Origin of the sequence: Sporosarcina sp. Marseille-Q4943, from assembly GCF_943736995.1 — a bacterium.
Lineage (GTDB): Bacteria > Bacillota > Bacilli > Bacillales_A > Planococcaceae > Sporosarcina.
Map to the genome: position 1 here is coordinate 1 of NZ_CALSFT010000002.1, position 22,840 is coordinate 22,840.

General features: G+C 42.9%; 17 protein-coding genes, 1 rRNA gene and 1 riboswitch. Of the genes, 8 read left to right on the forward strand and 10 right to left on the reverse strand.

From position 1 onward, the window contains the following. The 6 genes from rrf to NIT04_RS00085 form a co-directional block, all read left to right on the forward strand. Positions 1-94: ribosomal RNA gene (gene rrf / locus NIT04_RS00060) — 5S ribosomal RNA — on the forward strand; the annotation flags it as partial. 557 nt (positions 95-651) lie between these two features. Beyond that, a complete protein-coding gene (locus NIT04_RS00065) occupies positions 652-1,467 on the forward strand; it encodes a YihY/virulence factor BrkB family protein (RefSeq protein WP_371922473.1) in 816 nt (271 codons plus the stop codon). Positions 1,468-1,469: 2 nt separating this feature from the next. Then, positions 1,470-2,144 carry a response regulator transcription factor gene (locus NIT04_RS00070; RefSeq protein ID WP_305880095.1) on the forward strand — a complete coding sequence of 225 codons (675 nt, stop codon included), beginning with the start codon at positions 1,470-1,472 and terminating at the stop codon, positions 2,142-2,144. Continuing rightward, positions 2,141-3,520 (forward strand): HAMP domain-containing sensor histidine kinase, encoded by a 1,380-nt coding sequence (locus NIT04_RS00075; RefSeq protein ID WP_252501578.1) that lies wholly within the window; start codon positions 2,141-2,143, stop codon positions 3,518-3,520. The genes NIT04_RS00070 and NIT04_RS00075 overlap by 4 nt, the downstream gene beginning before the upstream one ends. Before the next feature lie 73 nt (positions 3,521-3,593). Next, complete coding sequence (locus NIT04_RS00080) at positions 3,594-3,992, forward strand: hypothetical protein (protein ID WP_252501579.1); 399 nt, start codon at positions 3,594-3,596, stop codon at positions 3,990-3,992. A 59-nt stretch (positions 3,993-4,051) separates the two neighbouring features. Continuing rightward, entirely contained in the window at positions 4,052-6,112 is a 2,061-nt protein-coding gene (locus NIT04_RS00085) for an MMPL family transporter (protein WP_252501580.1), read from the forward strand. Between the two features lie 50 nt (positions 6,113-6,162). Here NIT04_RS00085 and NIT04_RS00090 read toward each other — a convergent pair whose 3' ends face one another. From NIT04_RS00090 to NIT04_RS00130, 9 genes are all read right to left on the reverse strand, one after another. Next, positions 6,163-7,098 (reverse strand): SDR family NAD(P)-dependent oxidoreductase, encoded by a 936-nt coding sequence (locus NIT04_RS00090; RefSeq protein WP_252501581.1) that lies wholly within the window; start codon positions 7,096-7,098, stop codon positions 6,163-6,165. 73 nt (positions 7,099-7,171) lie between these two features. Beyond that, positions 7,172-7,741 carry a TetR/AcrR family transcriptional regulator gene (locus tag NIT04_RS00095; RefSeq protein ID WP_252501582.1) on the reverse strand — a complete coding sequence of 190 codons (570 nt, stop codon included), beginning with the start codon at positions 7,739-7,741 and terminating at the stop codon, positions 7,172-7,174. Between the two features lie 248 nt (positions 7,742-7,989). Beyond that, positions 7,990-8,730, reverse strand: coding sequence for an ABC transporter ATP-binding protein (locus NIT04_RS00100; protein WP_252501583.1), 741 nt, complete (start codon positions 8,728-8,730; stop codon positions 7,990-7,992). A gap of 1 nt (position 8,731) precedes the next feature. Continuing rightward, a complete protein-coding gene (locus tag NIT04_RS00105; protein WP_252501584.1) occupies positions 8,732-10,363 on the reverse strand; it encodes an iron ABC transporter permease in 1,632 nt (543 codons plus the stop codon). Between the two features lie 66 nt (positions 10,364-10,429). Next, the gene (locus tag NIT04_RS00110) at positions 10,430-11,500 is read right to left on the reverse strand and encodes a Fe(3+) ABC transporter substrate-binding protein (RefSeq protein ID WP_252501585.1); all 1,071 of its coding nucleotides are present in this window, start codon (positions 11,498-11,500) and stop codon (positions 10,430-10,432) included. A gap of 176 nt (positions 11,501-11,676) precedes the next feature. Further along, a complete protein-coding gene (gene queE, locus NIT04_RS00115; protein ID WP_252501586.1) occupies positions 11,677-12,384 on the reverse strand; it encodes a 7-carboxy-7-deazaguanine synthase QueE in 708 nt (235 codons plus the stop codon). Further along, positions 12,381-12,806, reverse strand: a complete 426-nt coding sequence (queD, locus tag NIT04_RS00120; RefSeq protein ID WP_252501587.1) for a 6-carboxytetrahydropterin synthase QueD — start codon at positions 12,804-12,806, stop codon at positions 12,381-12,383. Before queD ends, queE begins: the two co-directional genes overlap by 4 nt. After that, complete coding sequence (gene queC, locus NIT04_RS00125; protein WP_252501588.1) at positions 12,803-13,468, reverse strand: 7-cyano-7-deazaguanine synthase QueC; 666 nt, start codon at positions 13,466-13,468, stop codon at positions 12,803-12,805. Before queC ends, queD begins: the two co-directional genes overlap by 4 nt. Before the next feature lie 7 nt (positions 13,469-13,475). Beyond that, a riboswitch (PreQ1 riboswitch) is annotated at positions 13,476-13,519 on the reverse strand. A gap of 119 nt (positions 13,520-13,638) precedes the next feature. Continuing rightward, the gene (locus NIT04_RS00130; RefSeq protein ID WP_252501589.1) at positions 13,639-15,774 is read right to left on the reverse strand and encodes a type IA DNA topoisomerase; all 2,136 of its coding nucleotides are present in this window, start codon (positions 15,772-15,774) and stop codon (positions 13,639-13,641) included. A 311-nt stretch (positions 15,775-16,085) separates the two neighbouring features. Here NIT04_RS00130 and NIT04_RS00135 point away from each other — a divergent pair, with 311 nt between their 5' ends. Both NIT04_RS00135 and hutU read left to right on the forward strand, forming a co-directional pair. After that, positions 16,086-17,537: a PLP-dependent aminotransferase family protein gene (locus NIT04_RS00135; protein WP_252501590.1), complete on the forward strand. Its 1,452-nt coding sequence runs from the start codon at positions 16,086-16,088 to the stop codon at positions 17,535-17,537. 1,228 nt (positions 17,538-18,765) lie between these two features. Then, positions 18,766-20,487 (forward strand): urocanate hydratase, encoded by a 1,722-nt coding sequence (gene hutU / locus NIT04_RS00140; RefSeq protein ID WP_252501591.1) that lies wholly within the window; start codon positions 18,766-18,768, stop codon positions 20,485-20,487. A 358-nt stretch (positions 20,488-20,845) separates the two neighbouring features. Here the strand turns inward: hutU and NIT04_RS00145 are convergent, their stop codons facing one another. Then, entirely contained in the window at positions 20,846-22,558 is a 1,713-nt protein-coding gene (locus NIT04_RS00145; RefSeq protein ID WP_252501592.1) for a sigma-54-dependent Fis family transcriptional regulator, read from the reverse strand. Positions 22,559-22,840: the final 282 nt, after the last annotated feature.

Sequence of the window (22,840 nt, forward strand, 5' to 3'; positions counted from 1 at the left end):
TCACACCCGTTCCCATACCGAACACGGAAGTTAAGCTCTTCAGCGCCGATGGTAGTAGGGGGCTTCCCCCTGTGAGAGTAGGACGTCGCCGGGCAAAGGCCATCCCCTGTGGGGGATGGTTTTTTTTGTGTTTATAAATCCATATCGACAGATAGTGCTTAATTTGTCAAAGACATTCGGCGCGATTTCGTTCAGTATGGGAACTCAGTGTTCTTCCGCGTCCAAAGAGACCCACCCCGCGCCCAAAGGAAGTCCTCCCGCGTCCAAAGAGACCCACCCCGCGCCCAAAGGAAGCCCTCCCGCGTCCAAAGAGACCCGCTCCGCGCCCAAAGAAAGCCATTCGTTTCCGAACTAGCCCGCCTATTAGAATATCTAGGTTATGATCAATCACTATTTATGCGCTTTTAAATACATTTATGCGTTTTTAGGCAGACTTATGCGTAATTAATCAGGTTTATGCGTATTTGCTTCTATTTATGCGTGATATTTGTGTTTTATGCGTATCTGGGCACTAACTTATTGATTTACTGATAATCGCCGCATGTCACTACACCTTTAATTTTCGCTTCAATTAATATGCATAAATTCTTTGCTTTGCATTCCATTTCTTCTGGAAGAATAGGGTATATTGTAGGGAGGAGGTGAGAGAAGGTGATCTTGCTCAATGTGGCGAAGAGGTTTTTCAAGGAGCGATTTTTTGATCAGGCGGCGCAGACGGCTTATTATTTACTGTTATCGATGTTTCCTTTTCTCATTTTCTTGTTCTCCTTGTTGAGTTATTTACCCGTGAATGAAGAGATGTTTTTAGCGTTCCTTCGGCCATTTGCGCCGAGTGAGGCGTATGTGATCATTGAGCAGAATGTGCGGGCGATTATTTTTAAGGTGCAGGGGAACGTTTTATACACAAGCTTGGCTGCGGCTTTCTGGCTGTCATCAGTTGCTGTGCAATCGTTGGCGCGTTCGTTGGATCAGGCTTATGGGTATGTCAGAAGATATGCTTTTTGGAAAGTGTTGATCCGAGATTTAGGTGTCACGTTATTATTCATGTTGATCCTATCCTTGTCTTTGTTTCTTCCGTTAATCGAAAGGGCGTTGCACGAAGTGGTGACCTATTACGATACGGTTGAGCAATGGCGCGGCTGGCAGACTGTGTGGCCGATGGTAAGATGGGGCCTTGGAACGCTGTTCTTGTTCCTGTTTTTCCTATTGTTTTACAAAGTTGTTCCGACAGGTAAAATGAAAGTGAAGGAAGTGTGGCCGGGCGCAGTTTTTTCTGCAATCGGTTGGCAGCTGTTCTCGCTTTTCTTCGGGAGCTATGTGGCAAATGTCGATTATACGAGACTTTATGGACAGCTATCAGGAATCATCCTGCTCGTCCTCTGGTTTTATTTGACTGCAGTCATCCTAATGGTTTCAGGATTGCTAAATGCAGAGTTGCGGTCCTTTTTGAAAAGGAAGGGAAGATGAATATGAAAATACTCGTAGTGGATGATGATCCGAATATATTGGAGCTAGTGAATATCCATTTATTTCAGGCGGGCTATGAAGTGATCAAGGCGGCAAATGGTGCACAGGCACTCGAGAGTCTGGAGGAGCAGCTTCCCGACTTAGCAGTTGTCGATGTCATGATGCCCGGTATGGACGGATTTGAATTGACGAAGAGGCTGCGGGCCGAAGCGGATATTCCCGTTTTATTGCTGACCGCAAAAGGGGAGATGGAAGATAAGGAGAAAGGCTTTTTGGCTGGTTCCGACGATTATGTCGTCAAGCCGTTTGAGCCGAAGGAGCTGTTATTCAGAATCAATGCCATCTTACGGAGATATGATAAAGCTGTCGATATGTTCATACAGGCAGGGCCGCTTAAAATCAACAGGCAAAGCTATGAAGTGTCCATAGGGAAAAAAGTGCTGTTGCTGCCATTGAAGGAATTTGAGCTGTTATCTGTGCTTGCCTCTAAGCCGAATCAAGTGTTTGAACGTGATTTCCTTATTGAACGCGTATGGGGCTTCGATTATGAAGGGGATGAGCAAACGCTGAACGTCCATATCAAACGGCTGCGAGATAAGCTTGATGGGCTGCCGGAGGGCATTTGCATAACGACAGTCCGCGGGGTCGGCTACAAGCTCGAGGTGTCGGATACATGAGATCCCTCTATGGAAAATTCCTTTCCTTCACAACGGGCATAATGATGACGAGTGCTGTCATTGCATTTCTCGTCGTAAATACATATTACCACCAGCAATTGAAAGGGCAGAATGACGCCAAAAACATGAATATCGCACTCGCGATGGCGGATTATATCGAGACGGAAGAGCCTGCCGATTTGGAGAGCTATTTCAGGACGCAGGCCGCCTCGGGCTACAAGTTATTCGTTGTGAATGAAAACCGGGAGGCCCACATGTATGGAGTGCCGTTTCGTAAGGAGAATTTAAGAACAGTTTCTGTCGATCGGGTGCTCGATGGTCAACTGTACCACGGCATGCGTGATTTGAAGACCGAGACGTTCATGACGGGTTTCTTTTCGGATGAACTTGCGAACACGGTAGGTGTCCCGTTTACATACAATGGGGAAACATATGCGCTTTTCATGAGACCGGATATCAAAATGCTGTTCACGGAAGTCCATTTTCTATTGGGTGGCATGGTCGTCGTCATGGCGATTGTCAGTTTGCTGTCGATGTTGATTGTGGCGAAGAAATTGATTGAACCGATCACGAAGTTGACCGCGGCGGCGAAAAGAGTAGGTGAAGAGAGGTTCACGGGAACCCTTGATATAAACCGTAGAGATGAAATTGGCCAGCTGGCGCAGAGCTTTCAGCGGATGACCGAGAAACTCAGTGAAAATGACCGGATGCGCAAGGAGTTCATCAATGATGTTTCACATGACTTCCAATCCCCATTGCTCAATATTAAAGGATACGCCAATTTATTGATGGATAGTGAGCTGCCCGAACAGGAGCGGAGAAACTATGCGAAAGTTATTCAGTCCGAGACGGAACGGCTGTCTTCATTGACGAAGCAGTTATTGCTGTTGACGTCACTCGATCAGCTGGAGTCTCCCTTGAAGCCGATCAATTTTCGCTTGGATGAGCAACTCAAAGAAGTTATCCGCAAACAAAGATGGCTGCTGGAGGAGAAACAAATGTCACTTGTCATGGAGTTGGACGAAGTCGCGATAACAGGAGACCCTTCTTTTCTTGAAAAAGTATGGGAGAACTTGCTTTCCAATGCATTGAAATATACAGAGTCGGGCGGCGAGATTGATATTCGTCTGTCAGGCGGATTTGATGATGTGGAAGTTGCAGTCCGGGATAACGGGGCAGGGATTGCTACAGAGCATTTGAATAGGTTGTTTGACCGGTTTTACCGGGTCGATCATTCCAGGACGCACGAAGTCGAAGGGACGGGGCTCGGGCTTTCCATCGTGGACCAAGTCGTAAAGCTTCATGGAGGTAGGGTGGAAATTGCTAGTGTAGAAGGGGAAGGCACTACATTTACAGTCATACTTCCTAAATTGTAATCTCTTGTTCATGTTCCGTTCATGTTAGCCATTTACTATGAGAGTATAACATGAATAATTAGGAGGAAATGACATGCAAGAGAAATGGAGTTTACGGCTAATTCGTATTTCAGCGATATTTGGGATGATCGGAGCGTTTTTAGGGTCCCATATGGCGGGGGCGGGATCATATGCTTTTCGCCCAATCCATGCTCACATCCTCGTCGTCGGTTGGTTATCAGTTTTCGCTTGGGGTGTCTTCTACAAAATCTATAAAGTCCGCGCGAAAAAGTTGGTTGCCGCACATAGTTGGACGGCAATCATCGGATCAATCGGTTTAACTGCAGGTATGTGGTTCCAATTTATGAAACCATTCGGTGTGAATGAAACGTTCTCGCTCATCTTCTATATCGTCGGTGGCAGTGTCCTGCTCATTAGCTTTGCGCTATTTATTTTGGTGACATTCTTAATAGAGAAAGAGGGAAGACGCTAGTGCAAAAAGGAAAATTAAGAGGTAGACGTCTTTGGTGGTTATCCATAGGGATTTGGCTGATGATCACAATTTTGTCTTCCGTATTTGCACCGGGCAGTAACGAAAATGTCATAGCCAATAAAGACTTCGGCTTGCCATCTGACTCTCCTTCCATCGTAGCGGGATATGAGTTGGAAAAGCATTTTCCGAATGACGGAGGCATTCCACTTTTTGGAGTATTCCATAAGGATGGCGAGCTGTCAGATGAAGAAATTCTCAGTTTCGCGCTAGCAATTGAATCTTTGAAGGAGGACAAAGCGTTTGATGAAGTGGATGTCATCCCTTTATCCAAATTACAAGCAGAGCAGCGCGCGTCATTTCTATCGGAAAATAAAAAGACGTTTTTCATTCCGTTAACATTACCAGAAACCCTTGAAGGAAAAGATCTGAACAAATTAGTTCAATCCATTAAAGAATCGGTGGGCGGTAAAATTGACGATGCAATTGAACTGTCTTGGACGGGGCCGGCCGGAATTGCATCAGACGCGGTGGAGCTGTTTAGCCAAGCAGATATTGTCTTGTTGCTGTCAACGGTAGGGCTGATTCTAGTTTTGCTTTTAATCATTTACCGTTCGCCACTATTGACGTTGATTCCGTTAGTAGGCGCGGGAATCGTTTACGCAGTTGTCGACCGGTTGATCGGCTTTACAACTGCACAAGGGTGGTTCGGCGTTGATAGCCAGGCGCTGTCGATTATGACGATTCTTTTGTTTGCAGTCGTTACGGATTATTCATTGCTTATTTTCTCTCGTTATCGAGAAGAATTAAAAATGCATGAGGATGCAAATGTAGCGATGAGGGAAACGATGCGCCACGTAAAAGAACCGATTTTCTTTAGCGGCAGCACAATCTTGTTGGGTGTTGCGACATTGTTTTTTGCCCTTTATGAGCCGTACCGTAATTTCGCACCAGTATTTGCAATTGCGGCAGGTGCAATGCTAATTGCGGGCTTGACGTTATTGCCTGCCTTGTTTGCGGTAATTGGCAGAAAGGCATTCTGGCCGTTAATTCCGAAGTACGGTGAGGAGACAGTCGAAAAGAAAACGATCTGGGGAAAAGTGGCGGCTGTCGTTACGAAAAGGCCGTGGCAATTCATGGTTCCAATCCTATTGCTTCTTGCGTTAGGTGCTTGGAATATGACCAATATGAAAGAGTCATATGATTTAATCGCGTCATTTCCGGAAGACCTTTCATCCAGAGAAGGTTATGAGCGATTAGGAGAGGACTTCTCGAAGGGTAGCTTGGCACCGGGGACATTGCTATTTGTCACTGAAAGTGAGTTTGGCATGGAAGAAATGAGAACAGTGATTGAACGAATTGAAGAATATCCTTCCATAGCCAGTGTGACGACACAAGGCAATCCTATAAGTGAAGATGGAAAAGCAGCAAAATTCTCCATAACATTTGAAGGTAATCCTTATGATGAGGAAGCCTTTGATGCGGTGTTAAAGCTCCGGAAAGACAGCGAGAAGATCTTGAAGTATGCGAACCTGTCAGACACGTCTATGTATATTTCCGGTGAGACGGCGGTCAATGCCGATGTACGGGATATTAATGATCGGGATACGTGGATTGTTATAATCTTAATGACCGTTTTGATAACGATAATGCTAGGCTTACAAACGAGGTCCATTGTTGCGCCGCTTTACATGATCGGGAGTATTTTGCTTTCATTTGCGGCAACACTAGGGTTATCCTACTACTTATTTGAAGTGTTTTTGAATTTAGAAGGAATTAACTACCGCATTCCGCTCTATGCATTTGTCTTCCTTGTTGCATTAGGCGTCGATTATTCCATCATGCTCATTGCAAGGATCCGTGAGGAGTTGAAAGTGATGCCGTTCGACGAAGCGGTGCGAAAAGGAGTAGAGCGTACCGGGGGAGTCATCAGTTCCGCAGGGCTGATCTTAGCTGCGACATTCTTAGTGCTTGCGACAATGCCGATTTATGAATTGAAGCTATTCGGGTTCATTATGGCGTTAGGAATCTTGATTGACACATTCATCGTCCGGCCACTATTGATCCCAGCAGTTCTAGTGTTGCTTGGCAAATGGAGCTTTTGGCCGAAACGTATGCAATAAATGAAAAACGTCACTTCCTCTGTTTGGGAGTGGCGTTTTTTGTTGGTTATTCACTTTGCACGGACCATGTATTCTATTGTACGTTTTAATCCTTCCTGATAGGAGGTGCGAGGAAGCGGGCCAATTTCAGTTATATATTTAGTGCCATCTAACACAACTGGTTCTTCATTCAAATAAAACATTTCAACCACTTCACGCATGTTGGCGTTGAAAATACCTAGGAACCGAATTAGATTTTTGGAAACTGTCCTGACTGGTTTGTCGTACCCGGAAAGTTCATGGATAATCTGAACGAGTTCTTTCCCGGTAATGACATCATAAGCAGGAATATTGTAGTTTTGGCCATAGGCATTGTCGTGCATTGATAGGTTGACTACGGCCTTAGCTCCGTCTGGTGTATAAATGAATTCTCTTGCAATCGTTTGGTTTCCGACGAACATCGCTTTTTTATGTTGAACGGCGTCCTTTAAGGTATAGTGCAATACCGTATTTTCGGCATTCGGACCATAGAAATCTGGAAAGTGGGCAATGATTGTCGGAACGTTTGATTGTTTGACAAGATGCTCTACTTGTAAACGAATTTTTCCCTTTTTCGTAGTCGGTTGTTTCGGAGTATTTTCCGTCACCTTAATCCCAGTCGATCTGCCATACGCATAAATATTCTCAATCAATACAAGCTTTGTTTTTTGGATTTCGGCCGCCTTTATGACATTTCCGATGAAAGGGACTAGTTTTTCCTCCCATTCCGGGTAAGGGATATTAGCCGCTTGATAAATGACATCTACATTTTCAGACGCGGCAATAAGATCTTGGAGGTTGAAGACATCCCCGGTTTGAATGGTGATTTCCTGTCGCTCATCATACAATTTCTTCAGTTTTTGCTCCGTCCGGGCGAATGCAATGACTTCCGCGCCTCTGCTGATCAATTCATTCACAATTGAATATCCCATTCCGCCCGAAGCTCCTAAAACAAGTGCTCTCTTCATTTAATAACCCCCAATTTATTATTTAACCACTGTTCAAATGAGGTGAAAAAAGGAAGCCAATTGATGGCTAACTTTAATATCTATCTTTCAACAAAAATTGGACATGTGCCTTCGCCATGTCTCTAACCTCTTCATAATGAAGGACATGTCGCAAATAGTGTGTGACAAACCCATGCAAGGATAAGAAAATAGACCAGATCTCTTGAATGGAAAGCTGCTTCTTGCTCAAACTATGCACGGTTTGTGCAAACAATTCATAAGTATCGTTCGGGCTTTGATTGAGACAGTCACGCACTTCCTCGTCTTTAATCAAAAACATGATTTCATAATGACTTTGATGGTTTAAACCAAATTCAATATAGCCAAGCAAGATGGCTTCAAGCTTTTCCCGTGGTGCGAGAGGGGCTTGCGCGAGCTCTAGAAGCTTATGTTCTAACATGCCGAAATGCTCTTCCACGAGTGCATAAAACAGCTCTGCTTTATTTGTGAAGTGATAATAAATGGCTCCGTGGCTATAACCAAGCTCTTTTGCTATTTGACGCATCGAAACGTGCTCGTATCCTTTTACGATGAATAAATCTCTTGCAGCATCCATGATCATCTCCTTAGTTAGATCACGTTGCGCAAATTTTCGAGATGACATAGTACCTCCTCATTTAACCACTGTTCAAATAAATTGTAATGTGTTATTAGTTTATTGTCAATATTAAAATCATTAATGCGTTAATCTGGAGAGAAGATCCACAGTACATGATATAAGTTAAAAAGGGGTCGTCACAGAGAATCAGTTATCACTGACTTTCCGGACGGCCCCTTTCTACGGATTTCTACGGCTTTTAGAGAAATGATTTGTATTTCACGACGTTTATTTGTTATCCTTCAATCTCTACTTCATACACTTACGAGTTCTTTTTCAGGCAATAACTCGATATTGCCTTTTTCATCTGTTGAACTGCCCAGCAAATCGCAAGGTCGGCCGACTTGGTCAATCACGCCATCTTTGATCTTCACGATCCGATCCGCAAGTACGTGGGCATCGTTTTGATTGTGTGTAACGAAGATTGCGGTAATGTTCGCTTTTTTTAATATCCGGCGAAGATCTTCACGAATTTTAACTAGGAGTTCGGTGTCCAGATTACTGAAAGGTTCATCCAAAAGAATGAGCTCAGGTTTTGGTGCAATTGCACGTGCAAGTGATACGCGCTGTTGCTGACCACCGCTCAGCTGATGCGGGTACCGCTTTTCATAACCTTCAAGTTCCACGAGTTCCAATACTTCCTTCAGACGTTTCAATTTATCGTTACGGCCCATTTTAGGGAGTCCGAATAATACGTTATCCTTTACACTCATATGAGGGAATAGCGCATAATCTTGAAATACCATACCAATTCCGCGCTTTTCGGGTTGGACGAATGTGTGGGTGTTAAATATTGTTTTATCGCCTAACGTAAATGAACCGCCTTTCGGCATCTCAAGTCCGGCAATCAGTCGAAGAATTGTGCTTTTCCCACTTCCACTTCGCCCAAGTATAGAGATGATTTCACCTTTGTTTACCGTAAGTGTGAAGTCTTCGACTGCATTGGCAGGTGAATTCGAATAAGAGAAGCTCATATTTTGAATATCGATAAACATATTAATCCGACCCCTCTCTAAGCAGTTTGTTAAAAACGAATATTGCTATTGCACTTACACCGACTATGAGTAAGGAAGCTTGTGACGCTTCCATAATTTTTTCATCACTAGCATATTGGAACGCCTTTGTTGCAAGTGTATCATAGTTGAATGGTCTCAAAATGAGAGTCAATGGGATTTCTTTTAAAATGTCGACAAATGTAAGGATGAATCCGCTAATAATTGCGCCTTTCATCATCGGAATATCGATCTTGAAAAATGTTCGCATGCTGCTAACGCCTAGCATACGCGAGGCATCACGAAAGTCCGTACCGATTTTCGTGTATCCAGATTCAATCGAATTGTACCCGATTGCGAAAAACCGTATGATGTATGCACTAATTAGCATAACTAAACTAACACTTAAGACGAGTGCGGAATCCAATCCTAAAAATAGATATACAGGTGCTAGTTGCCGGTCAATGGCAATAAAAGTTGTGACGACTGCTACAGCGATGACTGCACCTGGTATGGAATAGCCAAGAATTGTTAATTTAGGAACCACTTTTGCAAACTTGTGTTTCGTAATTCGACTAAAATTCCCAATAATGAGCGAGAACAAAATGATGAGCATTGAGGCTGTTCCCGCAACAATGATCGAGTTTTTCGTGTATGTCAACACTTCCTCCATCGGAACTTTGCCGAATGTGAGGACAACCCAGTCCAACAACTGGAGAACTGGAATGAGGAAGGCAATCGTAAAAATAATTAGCGTATACGCTGTTGCCAAAGCTGCCTTTTTTCCGGTCAATTTGACGAGTGGCAGCGGTCTAAGTTTCGTTGAAGAGAAACTGTATTTCTTTCCGCCACGGAGAACCCACTCAATTACGAGGATGAAGATGACGATGCCCATCAGGCAAGCCGCAAGTTTTATGGAAGAATCCAAGTCTCCTAGGCCGAACCACGTCTGGAAAATTGCAGTACTGAACGTTTGAATGCCAAAATACTTAACTACGCCATAGTCATTTAACACTTCTAATATGACAAGGCTAGCCCCGCCTATGACTGACACACGTGAAATGGGAAGTACAACCTTCAGGAAGATTTCAATAGGGCCTTTCCCAAGTGTCCGTGCACTTTCAACGAGAGAAGCAGCTTGATTGGACAAGAAAATTCTCGTGATCATATAAACATACGGATATAAGAAAATCGTATAAATGAAAATGGCACCCGGGACATTCATAATATCGAAATAGGCTTGATTCACCGTTACATCAAAATGATTTCGAAGCGTCTTTTGAATGATGCCCGTGTAATTGAGGATGCCATGGTACGTATATGCACCGATGAATGGCGGTATTGATAAAGGTAAGATGAGTGACCATTTCATGAAATTACGAAGTGGAAAGTCATATTGTGCAATAAGCCAAGCAAGGCTAAGACCAATTGCGATGGTGAATATTGCTGTGAACAATACAAGTGTGAGTGAAGACTTAATATAGTTTACAAGCATGAATTCGCGAATATGCCCCCAATTTTCGCTTGCAGGAGTAAAAACGCCTGTGACAATTGATAAATTAGGAACAAACAGTAAAGTAATAATGAGTATTGCACCGATTGTCCAACCATTCACGTTTACAATTCGCCTATTCATGACCAAACCCATCCTTTGCCTTTTCCGCAATAAACCCCTACCGCAAAAGCGGCAGGGGGCAAACTATTATTTCCAACCTACTTCGTTAAAAATCATAATCGCTTTTGCGTTATTTTCTCCTAGAACTGTGAGTGGAATTTCCTGTTCCTTGAACTCACCCCAAGATTTTAAAAGTTCTGCTGGTTCTACGTCTTGGTTTACAGGATATTCGTAATTTGCTTCTGCAAATGTAAATTGTGCTTCTTCACCAGTTAGGAATTCAAGAAGTTTCAACGCATTGTCCGCGTTTTTCGAACCATTGACAACCCCAGCACCGCTAATGTTGACGTGTGTTCCTGTCGTTTCCTGGTTCGGGAAGAAAATACCTAGCTGTTCTGCTACTTTGACCTCTTCCGGGTCTTGAGAGTTCAGCATTTGTCCTAAGTAATAGGTGTTCATGATTGCAATGTCACCAATGCCTGCAGCAATGGCCTTCGCTTGGTCACGATCCCCGCCTTCCGGACTGCGTGCCATATTGTTCACAATGCCTTGTGCCCATTCTTTCGCTTTTTCTTCACCGTCGATTTCGATGAATGAAGCTAATAGAGACTGGTTATAGACGCTTTCGGATGAACGAACAAGAAAACGTCCTTTCCATGCATCTTCTGTGAGCGCTTCATAAGTTGATAACTCTTCGGGTTTCACTTTATCTTTATTATATACGAGAATACGTGCACGTTTCGTCAAACCTACCCACATGTCATCAGAATCACGGAATTTTTCTGGCACTTGTTTCGACAAAATGTCACTTGACACAGCTTGAAGCAATCCTTGCTCTTTGGCACGGTATAGTCTGCCAACGTCTGCTGTTAAGAAAAGATCGGCTTTCGTAGCTGTTCCTTCACGTTTGATCCGCTCGATCAACTCATCGGCTTCACCTTTAATGACGTTCACCTTGATGCCTGTTTCGTCCTCAAACTTTTTGTACAGCTCATTATCAACGTCATAATGTCTGCTCGTATACAAATTCACTTCGGATTTTTCGTTTTTCTTTTGCTTCTCGTTATCTCCTGCGTCGCTGCTTTGATTCGCACTATTCCCACATGCCGCGAGAACGAGTAGCAAAGAGGCAAGCAGGACCATTAAACTTTTCTTCATATATTATTTCCTCTCCCAACTTATGTTTATGATTGATAACGATTCTCAATCTCATTCTTAATATAAAGTGTTGTAGCGTGAGAGTCAACAAATAATATATAAAATATAATAAAAAGGCCGATTCACAAAAATGAAAATCGACCTTTTTATTTATCTTAATACTTTGTGGTGATGTTCTAAACGCCTCTTTTATTGCCCCACACAAGGGCATGTAATTGCGGCAACACCTTCGCGTCGTTCATAACCGGGGAAGCGACAGCCAAATCGATGAGCCATTCAAACCGTTTCAATAAGTTGGATACAAGATAGGTGTCATCTGTTGTTATTGTATCATCGTTACCCACTTGTAAATAGAAAGGAACTGATGGGTAGCGGAGATGGACTTCTTCCGCAAATTTGAAATCCATTTCATCAAAAACAACGATTTTCAGACTTGCATTTGCACCAGTCAGTTTCTCCATGAAATGATCAAGTTTGCTGAAATCGGTTATCATTTTTGAACTCGGTGGTTTTGGAGAAAGCGTGATGTCGTCGATATTCAACAACCAATCTTGCCAAAACGTAGCTTGCGTTTCGACGGCAACTTTCCAACCTTCTGCATGGCAAAGATCGACCAGTTCTCCGATCCCTTTATGCAAGGCAGGGTTTCCCCCTGAAATTGTCACGTGTGAAAATGTCTGTCCGCCGATTGCTTTCAGCTCATCAATAATGTCTTGCGGGCGTTTCGAAACGCTTTTGCCTGTTCCGTCCCATGTAAAACTGGAATCGCACCAAGCACAAGAATAATCGCAACCTGCCGTCCGGACAAACATCGTCTTTTGTCCGATGACCATTCCTTCCCCTTGGATTGTAGGGCCGAACACTTCCATTACAGGAATCTTCATTGTAATTCCTCCCGTAATGGACGATAAACAACATAGCTCGTTGGAGATTCCCGAACAATCACTTGGAGGCAAACAGGACGATTGTCTTTTTTACGGAGAACGTCCTGAATGGAATTCCAAATTTGTTCTGCCAACCGTTCAGTCGTCGGAAAGGTATGTTGGAACTCAGGATGATCATTCAACACGGAGTGATCATATTTCTTGTGAATGAGATCTTTCAGTTGCTTGAAATCTATTAAAAAACCGAGCGGATCTAGCTCGTTTCCTCCGATGGTGACATTAATAAAATACGTATGCCCATGCATTACTTGGCATTTCCCAGCATCTTCATGAGGAATGAAATGAGCAGCCGAAAAATGCATGTCTTTATTTAATTCGAATCGATAGTCATGTTGAACTTGCGGATAATATTGCTGCATCATTTAGCTGCACCTGCAGTCTTCCGGGCTTGATATGCCGCAAGCCCTTCATTGCGCAGCGCACACGCAGGGCATTCTCCGCATCCTGTACTTGGAACGCCGTTGTAGCAAGTGAGTGTTTTCTCCTGCACAAAATCAATTGCGCCCAGTTCATCGGCCAGCTCCCACACTTCGGACTTATCAAGCCACATTAACGGCGTATGGATGACAAAGTTTCCATCCATGGCTAAATTCAACGTCACATTTAATGATTTAATAAAATTGTCGCGGCAATCAGGATAACCGCTAAAATCCGTTTCACTCACACCGGTGATCAAGTGCCGTGCGCCAATCGCATCCGCGTAAACCGCCGCGAAAGATAGAAACAGGTGATTTCGTCCAGGTACGAATGTTGACGGTAGTTCGCCATCCACTTCGGTCACTTCAATGTCATCTCGTGTGAGCGCATTAGCTGACAATTGGTTAATCAAATTCATATCCAGCACTTTGAACGATACACCAAGTTCTTCCGCAATGTTTCGGGCACATTCGATTTCATCCGAATGCCGTTGTCCGTAGTCGAACGTTACCGTTGCTACTTCCCGGAAGTTTTTCAATGCCCAAAACAGGCATGTCGTACTGTCTTGACCGCCACTAAAGACGACCACCGCTTTTTCATTTTTCATTGTACATATCTCCTTAGTTTTTTAGAGAGGGAGTTTGCGAACCTCTTTTTGGAACCTTTTAATAATACCATAGGTGAGCGGGGGAGGGGGTTGGAACCAATCGGATCCAAACAGAAATAGGCTGATGTGAGTCCGGTTCAATACCGTTTTCACATCAGCCAAATTCTTCTTTACTGAAACACCAAGTTTAGTTTTCCATTCTCCAACGCAAGGCTCGCATCGAATTTATTGCCGTTATTGGCGGTGAATCCTTTGATCGTATTCGTTTTGCCTTTTGTGCAAAGGAGTTTCACTTGCGCGGGTGTCAGCTTCTTCTTCAGGAACATGCCTGGAAAAGTCTGTTTACATCCGTTTTTATAATTGCTGCAGCCATAAAATTCTTTGCGGGCTAAAATCATCCCTGTCTTACACACTGGGCATGGGGCAACTTCTGTTGCTTGATAAGAGCCGCGCGATTTTGATTGCCGCGGCGGAACTTTCGTCGCATCGATTGGCTTAGCCTCCAGCTGTTTCGGGACATCATCCAATAGCTTCGCAATGAACTTCGAAATATTATCGAGGAAATGCTGTCCGCTTCCTTCACCATTTCCGATTTTCCGCAAATACGTTTCCCACTTCGCTGTCATGGAAGGACTGGCGAGCAGATTCCCTTCAATCGCCTGGCAAAGCACACGACCTTTCTCAGTAATCGACACGATGTTTTTAGACACGGTTATGTACCCGTGCTTTTTAATCGTTTCGATAATGCCGCTTCGGGTCGCTTCCGTCCCAAGTCCCTCGATTTCTTTCAAAATATCCGTTTCCTCTTTGTCCTCGACAAGCTTTCCGCATGTTTTCATCATCGCAATGAGCTGACCTTCCGTGTAAGGCTTCGGAGGCTGTGTTTTGCCTTCCTTGATGCCAATATCGGATTGGACGGTCTCTTGCATACGAAGTGGCGGCAAAGCGGGTTCGTCCTTTTCATCCTTTGATCGTTGGAATAAAGCCTTCCACCCTAAATCTCTTTCTGTCTTGCCTGTAGTGAAAAACGGAAGGCCGTTCACATCCGTCGTCACTTTCGTCTCCGTATATAAATAATCTGTGTGGAACATGGCGAGCGTCGTGCGGACGACTTCTTCGTATAGATTCCGCTCGAGCGGCGACATTCTGCCAAGAACTGCTTGTGTCGGCACTTTCTTCGTCGGGATGATGGCGTAGTGCTCCTGCACCTTCGAACTGTCGACATACCGTTTCTTTGGAGCAAGCGAAGCGACAGGGAAGGGATGACCGATCAGCTGTTGGTAATCGCCGACTTGGTCCTTCAAGTACGCAAATTCATTCGGCGTAATATGACGCGCGTCCGTCCTTGGATAGGTGACAAGCTTCTTCTCATACAAGCCTTGCATCGTCTTCAGCACGTTCGCCGGGCTCATCTTCCAACGCCGGTTCGCTGTCGCCTGCAACGTTGACAGTGAATGCAGCTGAGGTGGCGGCGTCCGCTTATCGGTATGGGTGACAGAGGTGATCACGCCAGGCGAATTCGGTTGGATTCCATGTTTTGCAAGGAGTTCCTGAATGATCTCCCGTTTCGGTTCCTTCGCTTTCGCCTTCCCTTTATACGTACCGTGTTCTGCTTTAAAGGTCGCTTCCACTTCGAAAAACGGTTCCGAGATAAATGTCTCAATCTCACGCTGCCGTTGATAGATCAAGTAGACCGTTGGAGACTGCACACGTCCGATCGGAAACACTTCCTGAACCCCTTTCGCTTTCAATAAAAGTGTATACAAGCGGGAGGCGTTCATACCGACGAGCCAGTCGCTGATCTGCCGGGCTTTCGCTTCTTCATAGAGCTGCAAATCCTTGCGGTTATCACGCAAATTCGCAAACCCCTTCCGCACTTCATCGACTTCAAGTGAATTGATCCAAAGCCGCTTGATCGTCTGGTTGCGAGCCCCTGTTTGATAATAAATGCTGTAGAAGATGTTTGACCCTTCCCGGTCTACGTCACAAGCATTGATAACCGTATCCGTCCCACGAATGAGCTTCTTTACAATTTGAAACTGCTTGAACTTTCCCTTCGCCACTTGAAACTCGTATCGGTCCGGCAAGATCGGTAGACTGCCGAGCGACCAACGTTTCCAAGCGGGATTGTAGGCATGCGGTTCCTTAAGTTCAACTAAGTGTCCGACGCCCCATGTGATATAGGCACCTTCGGGGAAGATTGGACACGGGTTAATCTCAAGGAATCCTTCATGCTTCCGCACGGAAAAAGCGTCCGCATACGCTTTCGCTTGGGATGGTTTTTCGGCTAGGATGACTGGCTTCACACTAGCCCCTCCTTTCATTATATGATGAAACGTTCGTTCTGTTATTATCGCATAAATGGAAGAAGTTTACGAGTTGGGAGCAAGGATCTAAAGTGAGATTAATCTTCATGAAAGGTTGAACAAATGGGGAAATTCACGTTTGTGTCCTTTGTTTGAGTGACTGTCATCCGATTCATGGCCAAGGTCATCTTTAACACTACACTACTTCAGGATACTGATGTCAGGGGATGCTATAATAGCATTTACTGTATCATTAGGAGCATAATACATAATTTGTTATATGAAAACTTACAAATAAAGGGTGGAGTATAATGCAATTTATGCTAGACCGTTCAATAAAAAAACCTATGTATAGGCAACTTGTAGAACAAATAGAGAATGCAATTATATCGGGAGATTTATCTCAGGACCAGCCATTACCATCTGAACGTGAGTTGGCAAAAAACTTACAGATTAATAGGAGTACGGTGGTGACTGCTTATGATGAGCTAGAGGCAGTCGGATTAATTGTCAGAAAGATAGGGAGCGGCACGTATATAAATACGGATATATGGGGGCTAACTCATAAAAGGGTTCCCAATTGGGGGAGATATGTAGAGGATGGCTCATTTCTTCCGAATCTTCCGTTGGTACAGAAACTTCGTAATGAAACTGAGCAAAAAGGAATGATTAACCTATCAAGCGGGGAACTTGCAGCAGATTTACTACCTAACGTCCAATTCGCTAGGATTCTTAAGGAGCATGCGTTTGATGAGCATTTAGGTTACGATCATCCTTTAGGCGATGCGGGATTACGGGAGACCATTTGTAAACATATGAAAACGTATAAAAGTATGGTAGTTGAGCCAGACTCCATATTGATTACATCGGGTGCTCAGCAAGCAATACACCTAATCGTTCAATGCTTGTTAAAACCAGGGGATACAGTAGCGATTGAAGACCCATCCTATGCATTCTCTTTACAGATCTTTCAATCATTTGGTGTTAAAACGCTCTTACTCCCAGTTGATCAACATGGTGTAAATCCTGATGATATTGAAGCTTTACAAAGAAAACATCGAATTCGTATGCTCTTCTTAAATCCTGATTATCAAAATCCTACTGGCACGAAAATGTCGCTGGAACGCCGAAAGAGAATATTGGAATTATCATCAAAGCACGGTTTCCCCATAATAGAGGATGATCCTTATAATTTGACGTCATTCGACGGGTGCATTGGACCTACGTTAAAGTCAATGGACGATAATGATAATGTTTTATACATTAGTTCGTTATCAAAAGTGGTTGCATCAGGACTGCGCATTGGTTGGATTATTGGTCCGGAAAAAGTGATTAAACGCTTGTCAGACGGCAAACAGCAAATTGACTTTGGCCATAGTGTTTTTCCGCAATGGATAGCGAATCAATTTCTAGATTCCCCCCAATTTGACGAACACGTTTCAGATTTAAGGATTCAACTGAGGGAGCGAAGGAATGCGTTGATTTTGGCATTGGACAGCTTATCTAAAGATGAGGTTACATATTTAGTGCCACAAGGCGGAATTCATTTATGGTGTAAAATAAATCACGAAATTGATGAATATAAGTTACTTGAAGAATCCATGAAAAAAGGCGTTTCATTTGTACCTGGGAGAATAATGGGCTCAAAAAATGGATACGTTCGATTTACTTATGGCAAAGGGAACGAAGCTTCAATAAAAGAAGGCATTTCTAGGTTTGTCTACGCGCTAAGAAATAACAGGGGAATGTTTGAAAGTGTCTGAATTCTAAAGAACTCCAATAACTTTTTAGTTCCCCCATTTTTAAGCAATCTTAGACGGTTCCTGAGACACGAGAACGATATGTACTATTTCACTGGTTCCGAACCGTCCTCTGTTGTTAATATAATATAAATATACCTACAAGAACTACTATAATAATAAATGGGATTGCTAGAACATAAGCCCATAGCAGAGAAGAAAAACTGTTTTCCCCCTTGTAATCTTTATTCATAGAATTAGCTGCGGATATGGTCAAAATTAGTCCGACAGCTAAAACAATAAATACAAAAATGAATGAAACTATGAGAGCTACCTTCATGCCTTACTCCTTTTTATAATTATTTTTTATTCTATACGTTATAATTTTATAATATAAAACATTTTCGAGAACCATCCAATTAAGGGTTATATAAACCAACCACTTTTTGAGGAAATTGAACAGTTACTAAAACTATCTATAAGCACATCATTCATCTGTTTGAAAGTATTGGAACTTTTCGATTTTGATTTTGTTAAATCTACTTATATAAATACTTGTACAATTAATAAAAACATAAAGGATAAGGTTTGGGGCAACTAACCGGAAATGGTTAAGCACTCGTGCAAATTAAATGGCAACAATTTAGAGAGTTAAAGATAAAAGAAACTTGAAAATGCACATAAATCTAGATGTTACATCTGATTTTGCGCATTTTTTATTTATGTACAAATGAAAATAGCGAGATATCTAGTAGTACTTAAATAAGGATAAGATTGTTTATTATGTACACATGATTTTATGAAGATAAGTCGCAGTCACAAGCATCTTGGGATGGTTTTTTAGCTAAGATGACAGGTTTCATGAGCACACCTCTTTTCCTGAACAGTGAAACATTTGTTCTTTTATTATTGCATATCTGGAGTAAATTTTCTAACTTGCAGTAGCGATTGCATGTCTAATTGCAGACTGAAGAGTTTATATGCACCTGCCCCTCTATTATTGTTTGGGGATTTACATGAGTAGGGAACTATTTTATCGGATTAACCGCAAAGTTTATCTGCAGTAAACTCGTTTTAAAATGGAGAAAAATAGATAAGAGCATATTTGTGATAATATAATTCACCTCCACAATCACTGAATTATTACGGTTTATAAATAAAAGCCGACATTTTACGACGAATACGCCGAAGTTGGCACGGGAGTTGCATTATTAGAAAAGTGATAGAACAATTTTATAGGAGGGCAATGTCCATGACAACACCAGAAATCTTGTATTCAGTAAAAGCTCAGAGAGGTCCGAAATTGCGTTGTAAAGGTTGGAGACAAGAATCGATCCTGCGCATGCTTGAAAATAATATGGAAAACGCAGAGAAACCGGAAGAGCTTGTTATTTACGGCGGAATCGGGAAAGCCGCTCGTAACTGGGAATCGTACCATGCGATTGTGAAATCGTTGAAAGAGCTGGAAGATGACGAGACACTCGTGGTCCAATCGGGAATGCCGGTTGCGGTGTTCAAAACACATAAATATGCGCCAACCGTAGTAATGGCGACGACGAATATTATGAAAGCGGATTGGCCGACATTCTATGATTTGCAAGATAAAAACTTGACGATTTATGCGAATTATACGGCGGCTCCTTGGGAGTATATCGGAACGCAAGGGGTCATCCAAGGGACATTTGAAACACTTTCTGCGATTGCGCGCCTTCATTATAATGACTCCCTTGTCGGGAAAATCTTATTAACGGCTGGAGCGGGTGGAATGGGTGGTAACCAGACGCGTGCGATGACGATGCACGGCGGCGTAGCTATTTTGTGTGACTCAAATGTGGAAATCATCCAGCGCCGTATCGAAAAAGGTTTCATTGATGAGCTCGCAGGGTCATTAGACGAAGCAATTGCGAAAGCGAAAGATTATGCCGCGGCAGGAAAACCGCTTGGCATCGCTGTCGTTGGTAACGCAGCGGATGTGTTTGAAGAAGTGCTTGAAAAAGGGTGGCTACCGGATATCACGACTTCAATGACACCGGGACATGACCCGATTTCGTACTTGCCGGCGGGGTATACCGTGCAAGAAGCGGAAGAGCTGAGGGATACGAACCGTGAATTGTATTTAGAAAAAGCACGTGAAACGATGATCCGTGAATTGAAAGCGCTTATTAAATTTATGGATCTAGGCGTGCATTCGTTTGAATATGGGACAAGTCACCGAAAAGAATGTGTCGATGCAGGCATGGACCCAGTAGAAGCGAAACGCCTGCCAGGATTCGTTGCAGAATACATTCGACCACTATTCTGTGAAGGCCGCGGGCCTTTCCGTTGGGTGTGTCTATCGGGTGATCCGGAAGATCTTCGAAAAATTGACGATATGATATTAGAAAAATTTAGCGATGATTACCTTGTCACACGTTGGATTAAGCTCGCAAAAGAGCATATTCCAATTGAAGCGTTGCCGGCACGCATTTGTTACATGGGCTTCGGTCAGCGGAAAGCATTTGCGCTGGAAGTCAACGACATGATCCGCCGCGGCGAATTGTCCGGTCCCGTCGCGTTCTCCCGTGACAACCTGGATTCTGGTTCCATCGTCAACCCGACATTCGAATCGGAAGATATGAAAGACGGCAGTGATTTGATCTCTGACTGGCCGATGTTGAACGGTCTATTGAATGCAGTCGGAATGTGTGATTTGATCGCAATCCAAGCAAACTATTCAATGGGTGAAGCGGTGCATACAGGCGTCACGATGGTGGCGGATGGAACGGCGGAATCGGATATGAGACTTGAAGTTGCGATGACGGTTGACTCAGGTATTGGGGTCGTTCGACATGCGCAGGCCGGTTATGAAATTGCCCGAGATGTTGCCAACGGAAAAGGAAAACTGACGGATGAAAGCATTCAAATTCCGCTATGGTGGACACCTGAAGCGACATTTGGACCGAAGGACTTGAAGAAAGAAAAGGTAAAAGCATAATACGTCCTAATAAGTCATTGAGGATTTCCACCAATAACAGCCAGGGCTACTCATTGTAGCCCTCAGCCTGTTGACAAACGCTCGCATCCGTTGTTGCTCGTGTCGCTCGTCCGCTCATGAACTTTAGTTCTATTCGCGTCTTCGCTCCACTTCGCGCGGGCTCGCAGGATGCGAGTCATGCAACCGTCGCCACAGGACGTGGCGCTCTTAGGTTGCCTTCCTTGACAAGCGTTTTCAATCAGGCTGAGGATATGTCTATTTATCGTGTTTTTCCCTAAAATTAAGTGTAGACAAAGTCAAAGAACGACTTTGTCTACACTCTGTGGGCTACTCATTGTAGCCCTTTTCTATTCATATTTTATTCACTAGGCTTTTTTAGACCATGCTTTTTCATGTGGTATTGTAGGCTTTGCCGAGTGATTCCAAGGTTTTTTGCGGCTTGTGAAACATTCCAATTTGTTTGATTTAACGTCATTTCGATAAAATTCTTTTTTGAATTTGTAAAGATTTGTTTGAGGGGTCTCTTATTGGTCTCTTGTTGTTCAGCTTGCACGTTCTCCCGTCCCGCAAATAATTTCCTTTGCATATAAGAAGGAAGATGTTCTACATCAATCGCTTCATCCGTTTCGGAAACACGAATGACTATATTCTCGATTAAATGCTCAAGTTCCCGTGTATTACCAGGCCATTGATAATGAAGCAAGGTCGTCTGTAACGCTTCGGAGAACTTGGGAACACGTTTGTTTAGCTTTTTTTGATATGTTTGAAGGAAGTAGTTTATATAGTAATGAACGTCTTCCGTTCTTTCCCGTAAAGGTGGTATATGCAGACTTGTGTGCGCGATTCGATAAAATAAGTCAAGTCGCATTTTCCCTTCTTCAATCAATATCTCCGGATCCTCGTTAGATGCACTTATAACTGTACAATTTACAGGTGTTACTTCATTCGACCCTACTTTTCGAACGATTCTTTCTTGTAAAACCCGCATTAACTTTGCTTGCAATGTCATAGGCATGGAGTTAATTTCATCTAAAAACAGGGTACCGTTTTGCGCGTATTCAAACAATCCGATTTGGTCTGTTGCACCTGTAAATGCACCTTTTACAGTTCCAAATAATGTGCTTTCCAACAGGTTTTCAGGTATTGCAGCACAGTTGATTGCAACGAAAGGCTGCTCAGCTCTTGGACTATGATTATGCATACTTTGTGCAAATAATTCTTTACCAGTTCCTGTTTCTCCGACAATTAATGTGTCAGCATTGTGTAATGCAACATTTTGAGCTTCGTGGATTAGATTCTTGAGTGCAAGGCTTTTGCCTTTAATATCTTTGAACATGAAAACGGTTCCATTTTTCGAGTCAACTTCTTCTTGATTTAAAGAATCTGCTTGTCGTTTAATTTCGATGGTTTGATGAAGTCGTTCTTTTAGCTTTGATTCATTTGTGCTAATTGAAAAAACAGCAATGGTTTTACCGTTTTTTTGAATAGGAAAGGTACTATAGTTCACATATTTAGGCACGCCATTTACCGTAGAGTGTGCTCGATATCTTGAGAAAATAGGTTTTCCGGTTTTAAACGTATGCTTGTGTTCTGAGTATTGCGGATTGTAATTGTAAGCGGACCATAAATGTTTACCGATGATGTCTTGACTATTTAAACCTTCCATTTTTTCTTGTGCATGATTATATAACACGATTTTTCCTTCTTGGTTGCTCATCATCACACCCTCGTCTAGGGAATCAATGATTTTCTCCAAACAAAACAGTCGATCTTCAGAATCGGTCATTGTATGTGTAATCTCTTTTATGCATAAGAAGATGGAATGATGTGCCGCAGAAAAGAGTTTTACTTCTATTGAAAAATGGCTTCTATTTTTAGTGATAAAAGTTGTTTCATTATTCGAGAAATCTAGATTCTCAAAATCTGAAAAAGTAGAGATAGGAATACCCTTTGTGACTTCTATAGGGAAGTTGTCAATTATGTCGTGCCAAATGATTTCGTATTTCTCGTTTAAAACAATTACTCCGTCTAGAAATGTTCGTATAATTGCCCCAATTGTTTCAACCCTCAAGGAACTCTTCCCCCTTAATTTAATGAATAATCGTAGTATATCACAATTTGGATTGTTGGGAATTTTGTAGAGTATATCTGCGCCTGTCCTTTTCTTTTCTGCATAGCCGGAAAACATTGAATCATGCGGTTTTACAGGCTTTTAGCTTTGTTTCATATGCACTGTACCTGCAAAATTTATCTGCATTTTTTAATTTCATTTCCGGCTGATTTCAATATAAAAAAGTATATAGCAGCTTGAAAATAATGAAGAAAACGTTAAGATGAGGCGTTTCTTGAATTG

What these genes read in the sequence shown, in the direction of transcription:
- NIT04_RS00070 (WP_305880095.1), top strand. Translation starts at nt 1,470, where the DNA reads ATGAAAATACTCGTAGTGGATGATGATCCGAATATATTGGAGCTAGTG.
- NIT04_RS00075 (WP_252501578.1), top strand. Translation starts at nt 2,141, where the DNA reads ATGAGATCCCTCTATGGAAAATTCCTTTCCTTCACAACGGGCATAATG.
- NIT04_RS00080 (WP_252501579.1), top strand. Translation starts at nt 3,594, where the DNA reads ATGCAAGAGAAATGGAGTTTACGGCTAATTCGTATTTCAGCGATATTT.
- NIT04_RS00085 (WP_252501580.1), top strand. Translation starts at nt 4,052, where the DNA reads ATGATCACAATTTTGTCTTCCGTATTTGCACCGGGCAGTAACGAAAAT.
- NIT04_RS00090 (WP_252501581.1), bottom strand. Translation starts at nt 7,098, where the DNA reads ATGAAGAGAGCACTTGTTTTAGGAGCTTCGGGCGGAATGGGATATTCA.
- NIT04_RS00095 (WP_252501582.1), bottom strand. Translation starts at nt 7,741, where the DNA reads ATGTCATCTCGAAAATTTGCGCAACGTGATCTAACTAAGGAGATGATC.
- NIT04_RS00100 (WP_252501583.1), bottom strand. Translation starts at nt 8,730, where the DNA reads ATGTTTATCGATATTCAAAATATGAGCTTCTCTTATTCGAATTCACCT.
- NIT04_RS00105 (WP_252501584.1), bottom strand. Translation starts at nt 10,363, where the DNA reads ATGAATAGGCGAATTGTAAACGTGAATGGTTGGACAATCGGTGCAATA.
- NIT04_RS00110 (WP_252501585.1), bottom strand. Translation starts at nt 11,500, where the DNA reads ATGAAGAAAAGTTTAATGGTCCTGCTTGCCTCTTTGCTACTCGTTCTC.
- queE (WP_252501586.1), bottom strand. Translation starts at nt 12,384, where the DNA reads ATGAAGATTCCTGTAATGGAAGTGTTCGGCCCTACAATCCAAGGGGAA.
- queD (WP_252501587.1), bottom strand. Translation starts at nt 12,806, where the DNA reads ATGATGCAGCAATATTATCCGCAAGTTCAACATGACTATCGATTCGAA.
- queC (WP_252501588.1), bottom strand. Translation starts at nt 13,468, where the DNA reads ATGAAAAATGAAAAAGCGGTGGTCGTCTTTAGTGGCGGTCAAGACAGT.
- NIT04_RS00135 (WP_252501590.1), top strand. Translation starts at nt 16,086, where the DNA reads ATGCAATTTATGCTAGACCGTTCAATAAAAAAACCTATGTATAGGCAA.
- hutU (WP_252501591.1), top strand. Translation starts at nt 18,766, where the DNA reads ATGACAACACCAGAAATCTTGTATTCAGTAAAAGCTCAGAGAGGTCCG.